Raw genomic sequence first — 16,298 nt, forward strand, 5'->3', positions numbered from 1 at the left:
CGAAGGACCTTGTCATGCATCATACCGGCACACCCCGGCTCATCGCGATTCTCCTCACCGCCGGTCTTTTCCTGTCCACGATGGCGGCCGGAACCTCCTCCGGCTGGTGCCAGGAGTGGGGCAGGCGGGTCGATACGGTCGTGTCGCCGGACATCCCGTGGGAGATCTTCGGAGATGAACTCGGTTACGACAACAGGACTCAGCAGTACAGGGCCAAAGGCAACGTCATCATCACCAAAGGGGCCCAGTCGCTTTATGCCGACGAAGCCTTTTACGACCAGAGGACCGGCATCGCCGAGGTCTGGGGCAACGTACGGCTCAGGAGCGGCGGAGACACCTTCACCGGAGACCACGCGGTTTTCAACCTGCAGACCCAGACCGGGAGCATTACGAACGGCGTTCTTTTTCTCAAGCAAAACCACGTCTACATCAGCGGAAAACACATGGAAAAGGTCGGCCCGGATACCTACCTGATCCACGAGGCCCGGCTGACGACCTGCGACGGCCCGGACCCGGCCTGGTTCATCACAGGCAGCAAGGTCAAGGTCACCGTGGAGGGATACGGGACGGTCGAAGGCGCCTCCTTCCGCGTCAAAGACCTGCCGGTGCTTTATCTTCCCTACATGATCTTTCCCGCCAAGACCAAACGCCAGACCGGGCTGCTTCCGCCGCGCATCGGCTACTCGAGTCTGAACGGAGCCGATATCGAAATTCCCTTCTTCTGGGCCATCTCGGATCAGGCCGATGCCACTTTTTACCAGCGATACCTGAGCCAACGCGGCTATATGCAGGGGGTCGAGTTCAACTACATCCTGGACCCCCGCTCGAAGGGAACCTTCCTGGCGGATGTCCTCTCCGACGATGAAAGCCCCAAGAATATGACCGACAGCGATTCCCTGGATGTCAGTCCGCTGCCGCGCACCAACGAAACCCGCTACTGGCTGAGGGGGCGCGCCGACCAGGCCCTCCCGGCAGGCATGATGGCAAAAGCGGATCTGGACTACGTGAGCGATCAGGACTACCTGCGGGAATTCGATGACGGTCCGATCGGCTTCGATGCCAGGCCCGATCTTGCAGACGATTGGGGGCGGCCTCTCGACGATCGGTACGCGGCCCTGCGCCGTTCGGCCGTGCGACTCGCTCGGGACGGCAGCAGCTACAGCCTTCAGGGTGGAACCGCCTACTATCAGCGGCCCGAAAATTTGGCCGCCGATCGGACCGCGCAACCGCTGGGGGATCTCTATTTCAATATGCTGCCGCGCAAATATTTCGACTTCCCCATGTTCACCGCCCTCGGCTCCGACTACACCTACGTCTGGCGGGATGCCGGGGACACGGGGCATCGTTTGTCTCTCGCCCCCGAGGCCCGGTTTCCCTTTTTTCCGGGGCGTTATCTGGAATTCGAGCCCTCCGTGCGCTACATTTACAACGCCCGATGGGTCGAGCGCGAATCCACCGGCGAGAACGACCGGAATTCCAATCAGGCCTACGAACTGGCAGCCGAGTTGTCCACCAACCTGGACCGGATCTATCCGATCGACTGGATGGGGGCCAGGAAGCTGAAGCACAAGATCAGGCCCTCTTTCGCCTATCGATACCGCTCCTTGAAGGAAGAAAAGCAGGCCGTGCCCTGGTTCGAAGACATCATGCGCGAGCGACCGGCCAACGTGTTCGAAGTCAGCCTCGAAAATTTTCTGGATGCCCGCCTGGAAGACGAAAAAGGAGCGGTTTCCTACCGCCAATGGGCCACCTTCGACCTGACGCAGGGATACGATATCGGCGAGGCCCGTCACCCCGATGATCCATACGATGAACGGCCGTTCACCCCCCTCGAGGCGGACCTCGTCCTGCGTCCCCTCCCCAGGGTGGACCTGCGGGGAAATGCCCAGTGGGATCATTACGACAAGGAAATCGTTTCGACGACCGTTTCGTTGGATATGGCCCTCGACAGGCGCAACGGTCTGCGCGACTATTACCGGCTCGACTACGTGTACCGGCGCGACGGGCAACAGGACCTGAATTTCCTGGTGGACGTGAACCTTTTTTACGGCCTGTGGGCGGGGACATCCCTCGAGAGAAACATAGAGGAAAAGGAAAACATCTCCAGCCGTTATTGGGTGGGCTATCGAAGCCAATGCTGGGCCACGAGCCTCTTTCTGGAGAACACCGACGCCGACTCACGGGTGGGGATCATGATCGAACTTTTTGGCCTCGGAGAAATCGGTGCACACAGCTCGTGGACGCGGGTCGAAGACAACCGCGACTAGGCCGATCGGACCGCCAATCGATCCAACCCCAGAACGAGCACAAACCCCACCATCATCAGCAGCAAGGCCCCCAGAACCTCTCCATTCCACTGAGGAGGAAGCGCGTTGATCTGCGCAGCGGCCTCCTTCCAAGGCCACACCTTGCGGAGCGACCCGAGCATCAGACCTGTCAGGACCGCTACCATGGCATCATGGTACCGATCGAGCAGCCAACCGAGAAGACGCGAAAACGCAGCGAGCCCGACGCAGGCACCCAGGGCCAGCAGACCAAGGACCACCATGTCACGCTCGTTGACGGCATCGAGCACGGTCTGGTATTTGCCCAACAGCACCAGGACAAAAGAACCTGAAATCCCCGGAAGGATCATGGCACAGATGGCGACCGCACCGCTCATGAAAAGATACCAGGGCGCGTCGGGCGGAGCGACCGGCACGAGGCCCACCAGCCAGTAGGCGCCTAAGAGCCCTCCAATGAACGTCACAAACAACAGGGGGCGCCATGCCGAGACCCGGCGGCCGACGACCACGACGGACGCCACGATGAGGCCGAAAAAAAAGGACCAGATGAAGATCGGATGATCCCGAAGAAGCCAGCTCAGGAGACGCGCCAGGGAAAAAATCGCAGTCAGGATACCGATCCCCAAGGCCAGAAGAAAGCGCCAGGCGACATGGTCGGCGGCCCCTCTGAAATTCCCCTTGAGAATCATCTTCAGCGCTTCTGCGTCAAAGGAACGAATCGCATGGATCAATCTTTCGTAAATCCCGAGAATGAAGGCCATGGTCCCGCCGGAAACGCCCGGAACCACATCGGCGGCACCCATGCAGACGCCCTTGAGCGCCAGCAGCGCATCCTCCCTCAAAAGCGCCATCGAACCGTACGAGGCTCCCGGCCTCTTGTGGTTGTCCATTTCAGTTCTCTCCCTGAATCCACCCGAATCCGTTCCCGCTTCCATCGTAGAACCATGTTCTTGCGGCATGACCCTTCAAATCGGCCGTTTGCCGGAAGGCAGCCTTCATGGCGCCGCACAGGCCACGGCTCAGGTCCATGCCGAAACCGGCGATCCGCCCCACTGAATGGAAGCGAGGTTGCGCAGGATCATTTTCTCGAGATGGAAGCGAATCATTGCTGTGCATGAACCCGCCGGCTGCCCTGGCGTTGCCTACAGCCCGCTCCTCTCAAAAAATAAGGATCGTGGCCCCGAGCGCAAAACAGTAAGGTGCAAAATAGGCCAGGCGGCCCTGGCGCACCACCGCCATCAAGACCTTCAGCGCGAAGAGGCCCACGAGGGCTGCCGTACAGAAACCGGCCGCAACAGGCAGCAAACCTGTGCTTCCCAGATTCTCGGCCCCCAACTGAAGGAGGAGCGCCCCGAAGATGGCGGGAATGGCCAGCAGGAACGAATACCGCCCGGCCAGTTCACGGTTCAATCCCAGAAAAAGCCCGGCGGCTATGGTCGCCCCGGAACGCGAGATGCCGGGTGTAATGGCGAGCCCCTGCGCCACGCCTACAGCCAGCGCGGCATACCAGGGGACAGAAGAAAATCTGGCATGATCTTTCGAGACGAAACCGGTCAGGGTCAATACGATGCCGGTCATGATCAGCATCATTCCAACGGTTGACACAGACGCGAAAAGGGCCTCGAGGGGCTCTTTGAAGACCAGGCCGATCAGCGCCGTCGGAATCGAGCCGATCAGCACGGCGGCAACCAGCCTGGTCTGCGGGTCGTCCATCCTGAGCCGCAGGGTGGCCCTGGTCATTTCCTTCAGGTCCTGACGGAAAAAGATGCAGACCGCGAGAAGCGTCCCAACGTGCAACGCGCTGTCAAGAAACAGCTCGGGCTCTCTGAAACCCAATAGATGCTGAAAAACGACCAGGTGGCCGGAACTGCTGACGGGCAGAAATTCCGTCAGCCCCTGGATCACGCCCAATAGCGCAGCTTCAAAAAACCCCATAATCCTTCAGCGTCCTTTTGCCCATGAAATCATTCCGGTCAATGAGGCCTCAGCGGCACACGGGGCCATTTCTTGACAGGCCGGCCGTTTTTGCATTATGCTTCTGTCTGAAAACCACCATTCAATATTCAGTTTATCATTTTTTGGCGGGAGGCCTCCAATGAAAATGAAAGTGGGCGTTTTGTCGGCAGGCGGCGACTGCCCGGGAATCAACAGCACCATCCACTGGCTGGTCAACTCCGCCCTGGATAAGGATCTCGTCCCGCGGCGCGGTGTCATGTTCGACATCGTCGGTATCATCGACGGGTGGAAAGGCCTGGTAGAAATCAAACCGGAGAAACCGGAAAGCGTCAAGCAGTGGATCATGCCTCTCAATCTCGACAATGTGCGAACCTGGGATCGCTACGGCGGCACACGCCTCGGAACCACCCGCCTGAATCCTTTCGATCCCCAGAAGGACGAATCCGCCGTGCTGATGGAGAATTATCAGAAGCTCGGCTTGGACGCCCTGGTCGTCATCGGCGGCTTCGACAACCTCGGGGTGGCGTATAAATTGTACAAGCAGGGGTTCAAGGTCGTCGGCATCCCCAAGACCATCGACCGCGACCTCTCCGAGACCGAATACACGCTGGGCTTCGATTCGGCCCTCAACACCATCACCTCCGACATCGACCGGCTCCGCACGACGGCCGGGTCCCACAGCCGGATCTTCGTGGTCGAGTGCATGGGCCGCAAGGCCGGCTGGCTGGCGCTCGAAGGCGGCGAGGCGTCGGGCTCGGCCGTGATTCTCATTCCGGAGCATGACTTCCTCCTGGAACGGGTGATCGAGATCCTCAAACAGCAACGCCAGAGCGGCAAGCGCTACAGCATCGTCCTGGTAGCGGAAGGCGCCAAGCCGCGGGGCATGGCCGAGATCTACGAAAAGCGTGGGAGGGATGGATTCGGGCATACGTATCTCGGGGGCATCGGCGGTTTCATTGCAGAGGAAATTCAGAAGCAGACCGATATGGAGGTGCGCTATGTCGCGCTGCGGCATCTTCAGCGGGGGGGGCCGCCGACGGCGCACGACCGCCGGATGGGCCGCAAATTCGGGATCGCTGCGGTCGACATGATCGTCAACGAGGATTTCGGACGAATGACGAGTTTAAAGCACGGCGAAATCACGAGCGTTCCGCTTAAAAAAGCCCTGGAACGCCTCAGTCTCGTCAACGTCGAGAAATTTTACAACACCAAGGACTACAAGAGCCTCGACAAGATCCTTTAATGTCGACCAAACCGCTTGACGAGGAGCTTTTGACCCTCGCGCTGCCGCTTCCTCTGCAAAAGAGGGCGCTTTCAAGGCATCATCTTGCCGGGATTGAGGATGCCATGCGGATCAAAGGCCTTCTTGATCCGCTGCATCAGCGCAATGCCTGCAGGACTAATCTCCATCCCGAGATAGGGGGCCTTGGTAATCCCGATGCCATGCTCCCCGGACAGGGTTCCGCCCATCGCAATGACTTTTTGGAAAAGGGCCTTGACAATCTCCTCCGCCTTCGAACACTCCAAGGGATCGGTCTTGTCCAGCATGATATTGACGTGCAGATTACCGTCCCCGGCGTGGCCGAACGCGGGGATCGGCAAGCCGTAGCGCCGGCTCATGGCGTCCAGGAACTTCACGAGTTCGGCCATACGGCTGCGGGGCACGACGATGTCTTCGCTCACCTTGTGCGGCCTTAGCTTGTAAAGGGAAGGGGAGAGGTTGCGGCGCGCTTCCCAGAGCGTCTCCGCCCCCGCGCGGTCATCCGCCGCCAAAAACCTTGAAACGCCGCTCATTTCGCAGACCTGACGAACCCGCAAGGCATCCCGGTCCACCTCTTCCCGGCCTCCGTCCACCTCGATCAACAGCAATGCCTCTGTCCCGGCCGGCACATCCAGGGCGATTTCGTCCCGCACGCAGGCGATGCTCCGGCTGTCCATCAATTCAAGGGTGGAAGGAAGGACCCCGCGCCGAATGATCCGCCCCACGGTCTCGACCGCCTGGGCCACCTCCGGGAAGAAAGCGATCATCGTCCGCTGCGTCTCGGGCCGCGGCATCAGCCGCACCGTGATTTCCGTCACCACTGCCAGCGTGCCTTCCGAGCCGATCAACAGACGGGTGAGGTCATAGCCCACGACGCCCTTCATCGTTTCGACTCCGGTCTTCAGGATCTCGCCGGTAGGGAGAACCGCGGTAAGGCCCAGGATATAGTCCCTCGTGACGCCGTATTTGACCGCCCGGAGACCTCCTGCGCACTCGGCCACATTCCCGCCGATGGTGGATATATCGCTGCTGGCAGGGTCGGGTGGATAGAACAGGCCGCACTTTTCGACCTCGGCCTGAAGATGGGCCGTGATCACCCCCGGCTCGACCTTGGCGATCAGATTGTCCTCGTCGACCAGCAGGATCCGGTCGAAGCGTTCCAGCGACATGACCAGCCCTCCGGCAACCGGCAGGGCTCCCCCGCTCATGCCGGTGCCCGCTCCACGGGGGATGACCGGGAATCTTTCCTGATCGGCCTGGATCAGAATGGCTGAGACTTCCTGAGTGTCTCCTGGAAAGATGACGGCATCCGGCATAAAACGAAGCTTGGTCCCATCGGTCGCGTAGGCCTCGAAATCCGATGGATCGAGTCTGAGATGTTCCGGGCCGACGATGTTCCTGAGGGTCTCTATGGAACGGGGGGAAATCATGATCCGATGGAAACCCGGCTTTTCAAGGCATGCTGCAGGGTCATCCGGTCCATATATTTCAGGTCCCCTCCCATGGGAACCCCCAGGGATATGCGGCTGATCCTGACGCCTGGATTTTTCTGCGCAATGACTTTTCCGAGGTAGGATGCCGTAGCTTCACCTTCCGTGGTGGGATTGGTGGCGAGAATCACCTCACGGATGCCCTCCGGTTCGAAGCGTCTGAGAAGTTCTCCGATCCGCAGTTGCTCCGGCCCAACGCCGTCGAGGGGGGCAAGCACGCCATGCAGGACATGATAGCGGCCCTTGTAAATCCCGGATTCTTCGAGCGCCATCTGATCGCCGGGGGTCTCCACGACGCAAACCGTCTCCGAATGACGATTCGGGCTGCTGCAGATGAGGCAGGGGTCCTGATCGGTCAGATTGCAGCATATCGAGCAAAAGCGAATCTTCTCCTTCACGTCCATCAGGCTCCGGGCGAGCTCTTCCGCCAAGGCCCTCGGGCTGCGCAGGATGTAGAGGGCCATCCGGGTGGCGGATTTCTGGCCGATACCAGGTAGCCGCGTGAAATGTTCGATCAGTCTTTCAAGGGGTGCAGGGTAGATGCCCATCTCGTTCAATCCTGAATGGCCGCGTCAGAACAGACCCGGAAGGCCGGGCATGTTCAGCCCTTTGGTCAATTTCCCCATCTCTTCGTTGACCATGTTCTTCGCCTGCGTCAGGGCGTCGTTGACAGCGGCCAGAACGAGATCCTGCAGCATCTCGATGTCGTCCGGATCAACGACCTCCCGATCGATCCTGACGGAAACCAGTTCCTGGCGGCCGTTGGCCGTCACGGTCACCATTCCGCCACCGGCCGAGGCCTCGACCGTTTTGTCGCCGAGTTCTTCCTGCATCTTGGCCATCTTGGCCTGAAACTGCTGGGCCTGCTTCATGAGTTGGCCCATATTGGGAATTCCTTTCATGTCTTGTCCTCCTCTTCTGTTTCCGGCTCCACGCCCCCCGCATCCGCCGCTGTCGTGACATCGCCCTCGATCCGCCCTTCGAAAATGTTGAGGATATCCTGGACCGGCGGGGAGACATGGGCATATCGCTTCCGGCTCGAAGATTCCGATCGCGGAGGAGGGGAATCCGGTTTGAGCACCCGGTCCGGGGAATCGATGATCCGGATTTTCAGGCGGCGCCTGAAAAACGCCTCCATATGGTCGGACAGCTGCCCTACGTGATCGGCATCCTCGAAATAAGACGCCGTGAACGGCTGCCTGCTTTTGACCAGCTCGACCTCATGCTCGCCGATGGAGCGGCAGGTCCAATCCTTCAGGATGTTTCCCATCGGCCGGTTCCTGCCGGAAAGGAACCTCAGAAACTGCGGCCAGGCTTCCATCCCGGCCGTCTTGGTTTCTCCGACGAGGGCGTTTTCCACCCCGCTCAAATCCTTGGCCGTTCGAACAGGCTGGTTGACCGGCGCGGAAACATCGTGCGCCGTGCCTGCTCCTTCCGGCAGTCCCTTTTCCAAAGCCTCCAGGCGCTGGATGATCCCTTCGAACGAGAGATATTCCCCAAGCTGGCACAGCTTGACCAGCAAAGTTTCGAGAACCAGCCTCGGAGAAGAAGCATAGCGCAGGGTCTCTTCCCGCACGACCAGGAAGTTCAGGATCATTTGAACCCGGTCCTGTCCGGCCTTTTTCGCCTGGGCGCGGGTCTCCTCCCTCTCGCTCGCACTCATCTCCAGGAGGCCTTCATCCGAGGAAACAAGGCTCACCATCAGGTTCCGGAAATGCTCCATGAGGGTGCGATAGAATTCCTTGATATCATAGCCGCTGTTGTAGGCCGCATCGACGATTCGGAGGCACGCTCCTGGATCCCCTTCGATCAGGGCCCGGCCCGTCTCGAAGACCAGGCTCCGATCGACCACGCCTAGGATATCGACGACCCGCGCGTCTTCGACAGCTTGCCCGGTAAACGCGACGACCTGATCCAGCAGGCTTTGCCCATCCCGCATGCTGCCGCCGGCTGCCCTCGCAATGACAGCCAAGGCTTCCGGGCTGATGGAGATCCCTTCCTCCCGGCTCACATTCGCCAGGTGGTCCACGATCTTCGGCAGAGGAATGCGCTTGAAATCGAAGCGCTGGCACCGCGATAAGATCGTCACCGGAACCTTGTGTGGTTCAGTGGTGGCGAAGATGAATTTGACGTGCGGCGGGGGCTCTTCCAGGGTTTTGAGGAGAGCGTTGAATGCCGGCAGCGTGAGCATGTGCACTTCATCGATGATATAGACGCGGTAAGGGCTGGAGGAAGGCATGTAGCGGATGTTCTCCCTCAATTCCCTGATCTCGTCGATGCCACGGTTGGAGGCCCCGTCGATTTCCTGCACGTCCACAGAGGAACCGTCGGTGATCTCCAGGCAGGAGCGGCACCGGTTGCAGGGGACCCCCGGCTCGCCTTCGCGGCAGTTGAGCGCCTTGGCGAATATCCGTGCCACCGAGGTCTTGCCCACTCCCCGAGCACCGCTGAACAGATAGGCCTGCGCCAGCCGCCCTGTTACGATCGCGTTCATCAGGGTCTGAGTCACATGCTCCTGACCCACGACCTCCTGAAAAATCTGCGGCCGCCACTTTCGGGCTAGAACTTCATAGGACATAGGCGATCCGGTTCATTCACACAAAAGAGCAGCGCCGCCCGTTCTTCGCAACGGCATACGGCAACCTGCGCCGCCGTCCCGGCAGCACACGAGCGGGTCGAGACAAGACCTCTCGAACAAGGCGCGGAGATGATCGCGGGGAACGGCAGGGATCGCGCCCCCATGGAAGAGGGCGGCAAAAAAATGGCGGAGAGAGAGGGATTCGAACCCTCGGTGCCACTTTATGGTAGCACACGCGATTTCCAGTCGCGCTCCTTCGGCCAGCTCGGACATCTCTCCGGATTGGGACCCTGGAACGGGATCGAAGCGTGCCAACAGCCTCGAATAGTGCAGATGATACCCTTTGCCCGGCGAAAAATGGCGGAGAGGGTGGGATTCGAACCCACGTGCCCCGCTATTAACGGGACAAGTCGATTTCGAGTCGACCCCGTTACGACCACTTCGGTACCTCTCCGCACCGGCTCAGGCGACCTTACCCCTCCGCAGCCTGAAAAAGGCCTGCATCAACGCCCGGCACTCCGTTTCCATCAGGCCCCCTTGCACATCCACACGATGGTTCAGCCTGGAATCAGAGGCCATTTCGTAAAGCGAATCGACCGCCCCCCATTTGGGATCGGCGACGCCGTAAACGAGGCTGGCCACCCTGGCATGGATGACAGCTCCCATGCACATAGGGCACGGCTCCACGGTCACGACAAGAAGGGCACCTGTCAAACGGTAATTGCGGCAAACCAGGCAGGCCTCACGGATAGCCAGGATCTCGGCATGGGCCGTCGGATCGCTGAGGCCGACCGTCCGATTGTGAGCACGGGCAAGGACAGCGCCCTCTCTGCTCACCAGCAAGGCCCCTATGGGCACCTCGCCTTCGTCGAAACCGGTTTTTGCCTCCTCGATAGCCTGATGCATGTAAAAGGGGAGGTCAAAACCCATCTTTATATTTCTATCACAGTCGCTTTTTTGCCGTCAACCGGAAATGACGATCAGGATTCTCTGCGCGCTTCGACCAGACCCTCCACCCCTCTGCCTGCCGAGCCTCGTCACCGAGGATCTCGCGCGGACCAGCATCCCCCATGGCTGCGAGCCCATTTAAAAATTTAAAAAAATTGACAAATTACCAACAGTTATCTATATTGATCACTCGAAGAAAAATGGATTCTCAGACGATACCCCCTGGACAATCCTTATCCGGCCGAGCGCAGCCGAAAACCTGCTTCGATCATCGCAGAAAGAGGCGTTGCCGGGACTTTATCGATGGAGGGACGAACGATCGAGGCTTTTTATGAAACCGTGTCCGCGGAAGACATCCGGCGGGAAAAAGAGAAGGCCAGGCGCCTCCGGAAAACCCAGTGGTGGCAGAATCGGATCCAGAAGGGCGTGTGTCATTACTGTCATCGGCAGGTAGGTCGGGAGGCCCTCACCATGGATCATATCGTTCCCTTGAGCCGCGGCGGCAAGAGCAGCAAGGGGAACATCGTCGCCGCCTGTAAAGACTGCAACAACAAGAAGAGATATTTCCTGCCCATAGAATGGGACGCCTACCTGGAATCGCTGAAAAATCAGCCGGCACCCCAATAAGGCTTTTTTTTCCCAAGCCGCTCTTTCAGCCGCTGATCCCGTCCCCAGGACCCGCGTGTGGACGGCTCACCCGGACAGGAACCCCCTCCGAAGTCCCATTTCCACCCCCGAGCGCGGAGGCCCGGCCCTGATTCACAGCGATCTCCAGAAAACCTGAACCGCCCAGAAGAGCGAGCATCCCACCGCGCGGAACACTGGAGTAGGTTTCCCTGATCCCCTCGATGGTATGGTCGCCGACGGTGATCTTCGCCTCGGGCAAACAACCCAGCGAACGGATATCCTGATGATGGATGTTGGTGATGAGATTCCCGAAACGGTCCACCCGGATGACCTCTCCCTCTAGGGCATCTTCCGAACGTTTGACGGTCGGCAACGCGAGCCGAACCGGGTCCTGGACGAGGGTACCCAACTCGAGAGGATCGACCCCACAAGCCAGATGCCCTGCCACGGGGGCGAAGATGTCCCTCCCGTGAAAGGTCCTGCTGATTTCGGGGAGAAAGTACGCGTGCGACGTCAGGTGAATGACGGTCGCCTCCCGAACCGCCTTGATCAGAGGCCAGAAGAGCCCGTTATCGGGCCCCACGAGAAAGCTGGAGCCGGCGCATACCAGCAGCGGTCTGCGCGCTCCCCCCACGCCGGGATCCACCACGGCGAGGTGAATCGTGCCCGGGGGGAAAAACCGAGCTGCCTCCTCCAGGATCCGCGCTCCCTGACGGATGTCACCCGGGCGGATTCCATGGGTAATGTCCACAAGCTTCGCCCCCGGGTGAATTCCGAGGATGACCCCTTTCATGACCGCTACGTAGACATCTTCGCACCCGAAATCGGTCGTCAGGGTAATGATGCCGGAAGTTTCCACGATGGCCGCTCCCTACAGAAAGTGGTTACCATTCCATGCCCCCGCGGAGATGACGCCGGGCGGGCTGAGGGTGTGAAAACACGGGGACCCGCCCCCTAAACGTTAAACCGATCAGCCGGAGGCCTGGTGGCGAAAAGAACCTTGAAAGACGAAAACGAAACCGTTGATCTCGAGACCACTTTGCATTATATAGTGACTTTCGAAAATGTTCATTCACCGCGGCCTAATTTTCAATCCGGAAATGAGAATCTTGTTCGCGCGCGTGGATGCCACGACCGGCAAAAAAGAGCCTTTCCGGATGATGAATAATGATGTAAACAGTCCATTATTCCCACTGGATAACATTCTTTTAGGAAAGGAGGCCGCATCCGGTAAGACAAAAAGGATTCCCAGGCAACCCAGTCACTACCCGACCCGGAAACTCATTGACCATGTTCATCTGAAGGCGTCAGCCTCAGCGCGGCTCATCACTCGAAAAGGAGGACACGGATGAAAGGAACAAGGTTTATCTTCGGCCCGATGTGGATGTCTCTGGTCCTGGCGCTCTTTCTGGTTGCGGAGGCCCCGGCACAGGCGCCCATTGTCATCGGCGTTCCCACCTCAACCGGCTTTGTCGAGGGCAAGGAGGCCCTTCAGGCCGTCATCATGGCCACTGAGGAAATCAACGCGAAAGGCGGTGTACAGGTCGGCGGTGAAAAAAGGCTGCTCAAAGTGGAATCGATCGACATCCGAGACGCCGCCCCCGGAGTACCCGTGCCCGAAGCCCTTTTAGGCCTCGAAAAAATGATCCTCGACCAGAAACCGACAGCCCTGGTCGTCGGTCCCTTCCGTTCGGAGGCCCTCATGGCGGGGATGGATATCCTCGCGAAGTACAAGGTACCGCTCATCGGCACCATTGCCATGTCCCCTGCATCCGAAGAGAAGATCAAACAAGAGCCGGAAAAATACCGCTATGTCTTCAGAACGTGCCTGAACGCCAAATATCTGGTCAAGTACCTGATCGGGACGATGGCTTTCATCAACGAGCAATTCGGCTTCAACAAGGTCTATATCATGAATCAGGATGTCGCCTGGGCCCGCAAGACAGCCGAATTGATGACGGAGCTGTATTTCAAGAAGGCGGGCTGGGAAGTCCTGGGCTCCGAGAGCTATCCGACCGGTACGTCCGATTTCTCGTCGGCCCTGATGAAGATTCGGGCGCAGGGCGCCCAGGTCATCCTGCCTATCTTCGATATGCCGCAGAGCGGAATCCTTGTCAAGCAGTGGCACACCATGCGTGTGCCCGCCCTGATGGCCGGTTTCATCTCACCGCTTGCCGGCCCCGGCGCCTGGAAGACGTTCGACGCCAAAATTGGGGGGGCCGTCAACTGCAACTTTGAATTGGGCAGCGCAATCGCATCCCCCAAAGTCCCGGCCTCTCAGGCTTATTACGATGCCTATGAAAAACGGTGGGGAAAAGCGATGGAGGCCGGCCATGGACCCGCACCCTCCTATGAATCGGTTTATATCCTGGCCGAGGCGATCGAGCGCGCCGGCACGCTCGATCCCGATACCCTGGCCGCGGAAATCGCCAAGACCGACCGGCAGGGTGTGATGGGTCGGATCCGGTTTGACGAAGGACATCAGGCCGTCTACGATTACGATCCATCAGAGGCCGCTATAGCGGCCGTCTTCCAGTGGACCGAGGACGGGAAACGGGTCATCGTTCTGCCCGAGGCCATTTCCGAAGGCCGGATACAGCTGCCGGAAGGCCTCAAGTCCCTCAAATAGCGTGTTTTCAACAGCCGGTGTCCCGGCTCCGGTCCGGTTATGTCCCTGATCGATTTTCCGGGAGGGACCCGTTTTCGACCTGGAGACCATCCGGCCTCTTCCTTCCGCCGGTGGCCCTGCAAAGAAAACCGGGGTATCCTATCTTGGTTTGCAGGGCCGGCGGCGGATCGCTCCTCGAACCAGCCGGCGGACGATAGCGGGAGCTGAAACACTCTGCCCGGTTCGAAGCGGATATATTCGAACGTTGTTGCAGGAGCGCGGCTCACAGGCGGCAGAGCAAGCGCCGGGTCGTGTCGAACATTCTATTGCTGATTCGGGCGAACTGCCGGAGAAAGGCGTCATCATGTTTGTCGGAACGGTCTTCTATGCGGTGATCAACAGCGTTGTCCTGGCCTTGATGGCCATCGGGTTCAATCTGACCTTCGGTATCAGCGGGGTCGCCAACTTTGCATACGGGGCCCTGTACATCCTGGCGGCCTTCGTCGCCTGGATGCTGATCCACTTCATCGGCCTGCCCTATCTCATTGCAGCCGGATTGGCCGTGGTTCTGAACCTTTTTATAGGCGCTCTGATGTACCGTTTCATCCTGATGCGCGTGCGGGGACAGGCCCTTTCGGAAGTCATCGCCACGTTCGGCATCGGCCTGGCGCTCCTAGAAGTGTTCCGCTATCTGGGTTTCGTCGGTTTCGAGTATAATCTCCCTGTTCTTTCCGACCGGAGTTTTTTCATCGCCGGGACCTATGTCGACGCTCAGCGGATCTTTATCGTCATCTTGAGCATTGTGCTGGTCGTCCTCCTTTATTTTTTCACCCATCACACGGCTACCGGTCTCGCTTTCAGAGGGATCGCCCAGGATGAGCGTACGGCGCTCACTTTTGGAATCGACTCCGACAAGGTCGCCACCCTCAGCGTGGCGCTCGGAGCCGGCCTTGCGGCTCTCGCCGCCCTCGTCATCATCCCGCTCGGCAGCATCTCGGTAGGCGAAGGCTACGACGTCCTGGTCAATGCGTTAGCCGTCTGCATCATCGGAGGACTCGGCAGCAACGGGGGTCTGGTCCTGGCCAGTTTCCTGATAGGCTTCGCCCAGCGCTTCACCGACACTTATGTGGGTTCCCACTGGACCATGATTGTGAGCTTGGCGGCGATTCTGCTGGTCCTGGTCATCAAACCCTCCGGGCTTTTCGGAAAACAGAAAGAACTCGAAGAAAGGATCTGAGCCTCCCGGGGCAGAACTTCACGACCATGGTGCTTCTCCCATAAGTCCTTTTCATTTCTGAATAAATTAAGTTTTCTTTCCTCTGCCGAAAAAAATTCTTGACAGGTGCACCATTACACGCCAATAATTTAACGAACACTCGTTAAAATTAACAGGAGCATCCATGTCTCGCCCCAAAAATATTCAAAAAATTAAGGAGTTCGATCGGGTTATCGCCCGTCTTTTTGCTCGCAAGGGCTATCACTCCACCTCCATACGCGAAATCGCCCGCGAGCTCGGCATGACTCAATCCTCCCTCTACTATTACTATAAGAGCAAAGAAGACATGCTTTTTCGCCTCATCAACAGTGCCGTCGACGAATCCCTCGCAACCGTCGAAAAAATCTGTTTCTCGGATCTGCCCGCTGAAGAAAAACTGAAGCAGGTCTTGGGGTTCTACACCCAGTATTTCGCTGGAGACCAGGATCGGGAGATCCTGTTGCTGAACGAAATCAATTCGCTCAGCCCGGAACATCGCGCCATCCAGATTCAAAAGGAAAGGCACTACGTTCAGCTCTTCTACGGCATCTTGCGCGAACTGACTGAACAAAGAAAAATGAAGCCCATCAATCATACGGTAGCGACGTTCGCTTTCTTCGGCATGGTTCACTACACCGTCAAATGGTACCATACCGATGGATCGATCGGGTTGGGCGAGCTTGCCGATATGTTCGTCGAAATCTTTACCAAGGGCATTTTCACCCGTTAGGCTTCTGTTACAGGAACACGGGCACACCTGCACTTTTCAGGTAAGAATCTCTTGAACACTCGATCTGAAATCTTCAAGCTTTTTTGCGGAGAATGGCTGGCATGCGGCAAAGATAAGTTAGGTCATCCGGAAATGGTCTTTTTGGCCAATCTCGGCCTCGATCTGCACGTTTGCTTGTGCGGCGACCTGCAGGTCGCCTCCGCGTAATCGATTGATTTCCTTGATATTGGCCAAACCGGGACCCGCCCCGCAGGGGTGGGACTGAGCACCCGAAGGGTGTGAAGAAACCGGGACCCGCCGCGAAGCGGTGGGACTGAGCACCCGAAGGGTGTGAAGAAATATCCTCATTTCCGGATTGGAAACCGGGTTCTACCGGGAAATCATTTCCGGATAGATACAAGTTAACGTCCGTAATATTTTTGCATAACCACCATGTAAAGGCGAAAATGCGCCGGCTTTTTCGATGCGATCCATAGATCCGATCGTGCAGGCCGTAAACGCAAGGCGTTTCATGAACCAAATTCGGTTGCGTAGTCTCCAGGCCTCCCATCCTGGATTGT

15 protein-coding genes and 2 tRNA genes are annotated in these 16,298 nt (G+C 58.5%); 6 read left to right on the plus strand and 11 right to left on the minus strand.

Annotated elements, in window-relative coordinates:
- The first annotated feature begins 14 nt into the window (after nt 1-14).
- Entirely contained in the window at nt 15-2,267 is a 2,253-nt protein-coding gene (locus tag H567_RS0115820; RefSeq protein ID WP_028322149.1) for an LPS-assembly protein LptD, read from the plus strand.
- Here H567_RS0115820 and H567_RS0115825 read toward each other — a convergent pair.
- Together H567_RS0115825 and H567_RS0115835 are read right to left on the minus strand one after the other, a co-directional pair.
- Nucleotides 2,264-3,175 (minus strand): DUF368 domain-containing protein, encoded by a 912-nt coding sequence (locus tag H567_RS0115825; RefSeq protein ID WP_208598400.1) that lies wholly within the window; start codon nt 3,173-3,175, stop codon nt 2,264-2,266. The genes H567_RS0115820 and H567_RS0115825 overlap by 4 nt on opposite strands.
- 268 nt (nt 3,176-3,443) lie before the next feature.
- Nucleotides 3,444-4,220: an undecaprenyl-diphosphate phosphatase gene (locus H567_RS0115835; RefSeq protein ID WP_028322151.1), complete on the minus strand. Its 777-nt coding sequence runs from the start codon at nt 4,218-4,220 to the stop codon at nt 3,444-3,446.
- A 160-nt stretch (nt 4,221-4,380) separates the two neighbouring features.
- Between H567_RS0115835 and H567_RS25365 the strand changes: the two genes are divergently transcribed.
- On the plus strand, nt 4,381-5,484 hold the full coding sequence (locus H567_RS25365; RefSeq protein ID WP_051185018.1) for a 6-phosphofructokinase: 1,104 nt from the start codon (nt 4,381-4,383) through the stop codon (nt 5,482-5,484).
- A gap of 71 nt (nt 5,485-5,555) precedes the next feature.
- Here the strand turns inward: H567_RS25365 and H567_RS0115845 are convergent, their stop codons facing one another.
- The 7 genes from H567_RS0115845 to tadA form a co-directional block, all read right to left on the minus strand.
- Complete coding sequence (locus H567_RS0115845) at nt 5,556-6,932, minus strand: FAD-binding oxidoreductase (protein ID WP_028322152.1); 1,377 nt, start codon at nt 6,930-6,932, stop codon at nt 5,556-5,558.
- Nucleotides 6,929-7,540, minus strand: a complete 612-nt coding sequence (gene recR, locus H567_RS0115850) for a recombination mediator RecR (RefSeq protein WP_028322153.1) — start codon at nt 7,538-7,540, stop codon at nt 6,929-6,931. The genes H567_RS0115845 and recR overlap by 4 nt, the downstream gene beginning before the upstream one ends.
- Before the next feature lie 24 nt (nt 7,541-7,564).
- Entirely contained in the window at nt 7,565-7,894 is a 330-nt protein-coding gene (locus tag H567_RS0115855; protein ID WP_028322154.1) for a YbaB/EbfC family nucleoid-associated protein, read from the minus strand.
- Nucleotides 7,891-9,570 carry a DNA polymerase III subunit gamma/tau gene (dnaX, locus tag H567_RS25370; protein WP_051185020.1) on the minus strand — a complete coding sequence of 560 codons (1,680 nt, stop codon included), beginning with the start codon at nt 9,568-9,570 and terminating at the stop codon, nt 7,891-7,893. The genes H567_RS0115855 and dnaX overlap by 4 nt, the downstream gene beginning before the upstream one ends.
- A 184-nt stretch (nt 9,571-9,754) precedes the next feature.
- Nucleotides 9,755-9,849: transfer RNA gene (locus H567_RS0115865), tRNA-Ser, on the minus strand.
- Nucleotides 9,850-9,928: 79 nt separating this feature from the next.
- Nucleotides 9,929-10,024, minus strand: a tRNA-Ser gene (locus tag H567_RS0115870).
- A gap of 8 nt (nt 10,025-10,032) precedes the next feature.
- Nucleotides 10,033-10,500, minus strand: a complete 468-nt coding sequence (gene tadA, locus H567_RS0115875; protein ID WP_028322155.1) for a tRNA adenosine(34) deaminase TadA — start codon at nt 10,498-10,500, stop codon at nt 10,033-10,035.
- Nucleotides 10,501-10,821: 321 nt separating this feature from the next.
- On the opposite strand from tadA, the gene H567_RS0115880 reads away from it, so the two are divergent.
- Entirely contained in the window at nt 10,822-11,145 is a 324-nt protein-coding gene (locus H567_RS0115880) for an HNH endonuclease (RefSeq protein ID WP_051185021.1), read from the plus strand.
- A gap of 25 nt (nt 11,146-11,170) precedes the next feature.
- Here the strand turns inward: H567_RS0115880 and H567_RS0115885 are convergent, their stop codons facing one another.
- The gene (locus tag H567_RS0115885; RefSeq protein WP_051185023.1) at nt 11,171-12,004 is read right to left on the minus strand and encodes an SAM hydrolase/SAM-dependent halogenase family protein; all 834 of its coding nucleotides are present in this window, start codon (nt 12,002-12,004) and stop codon (nt 11,171-11,173) included.
- Between the two features lie 489 nt (nt 12,005-12,493).
- On the opposite strand from H567_RS0115885, the gene H567_RS0115895 reads away from it, so the two are divergent.
- The 3 genes from H567_RS0115895 (at nt 12,494) to H567_RS0115905 (ending at nt 15,738) form a co-directional block, all read left to right on the plus strand.
- Nucleotides 12,494-13,774, plus strand: coding sequence for an ABC transporter substrate-binding protein (locus H567_RS0115895; RefSeq protein WP_208598401.1), 1,281 nt, complete (start codon nt 12,494-12,496; stop codon nt 13,772-13,774).
- A 343-nt stretch (nt 13,775-14,117) separates the two neighbouring features.
- On the plus strand, nt 14,118-14,990 hold the full coding sequence (locus H567_RS0115900) for a branched-chain amino acid ABC transporter permease (RefSeq protein WP_028322160.1): 873 nt from the start codon (nt 14,118-14,120) through the stop codon (nt 14,988-14,990).
- A gap of 163 nt (nt 14,991-15,153) precedes the next feature.
- Nucleotides 15,154-15,738 carry a TetR/AcrR family transcriptional regulator gene (locus H567_RS0115905; protein ID WP_028322161.1) on the plus strand — a complete coding sequence of 195 codons (585 nt, stop codon included), beginning with the start codon at nt 15,154-15,156 and terminating at the stop codon, nt 15,736-15,738.
- Between the two features lie 369 nt (nt 15,739-16,107).
- Here H567_RS0115905 and H567_RS29380 read toward each other — a convergent pair.
- The coding region (locus tag H567_RS29380; RefSeq protein WP_208598402.1) for a hypothetical protein at nt 16,108-16,298 on the minus strand (191 nt) is incomplete at its 5' end.

Source organism: Desulfatiglans anilini DSM 4660, from assembly GCF_000422285.1.
In the GTDB taxonomy this organism is placed as follows: domain Bacteria; phylum Desulfobacterota; class DSM-4660; order Desulfatiglandales; family Desulfatiglandaceae; genus Desulfatiglans; species Desulfatiglans anilini.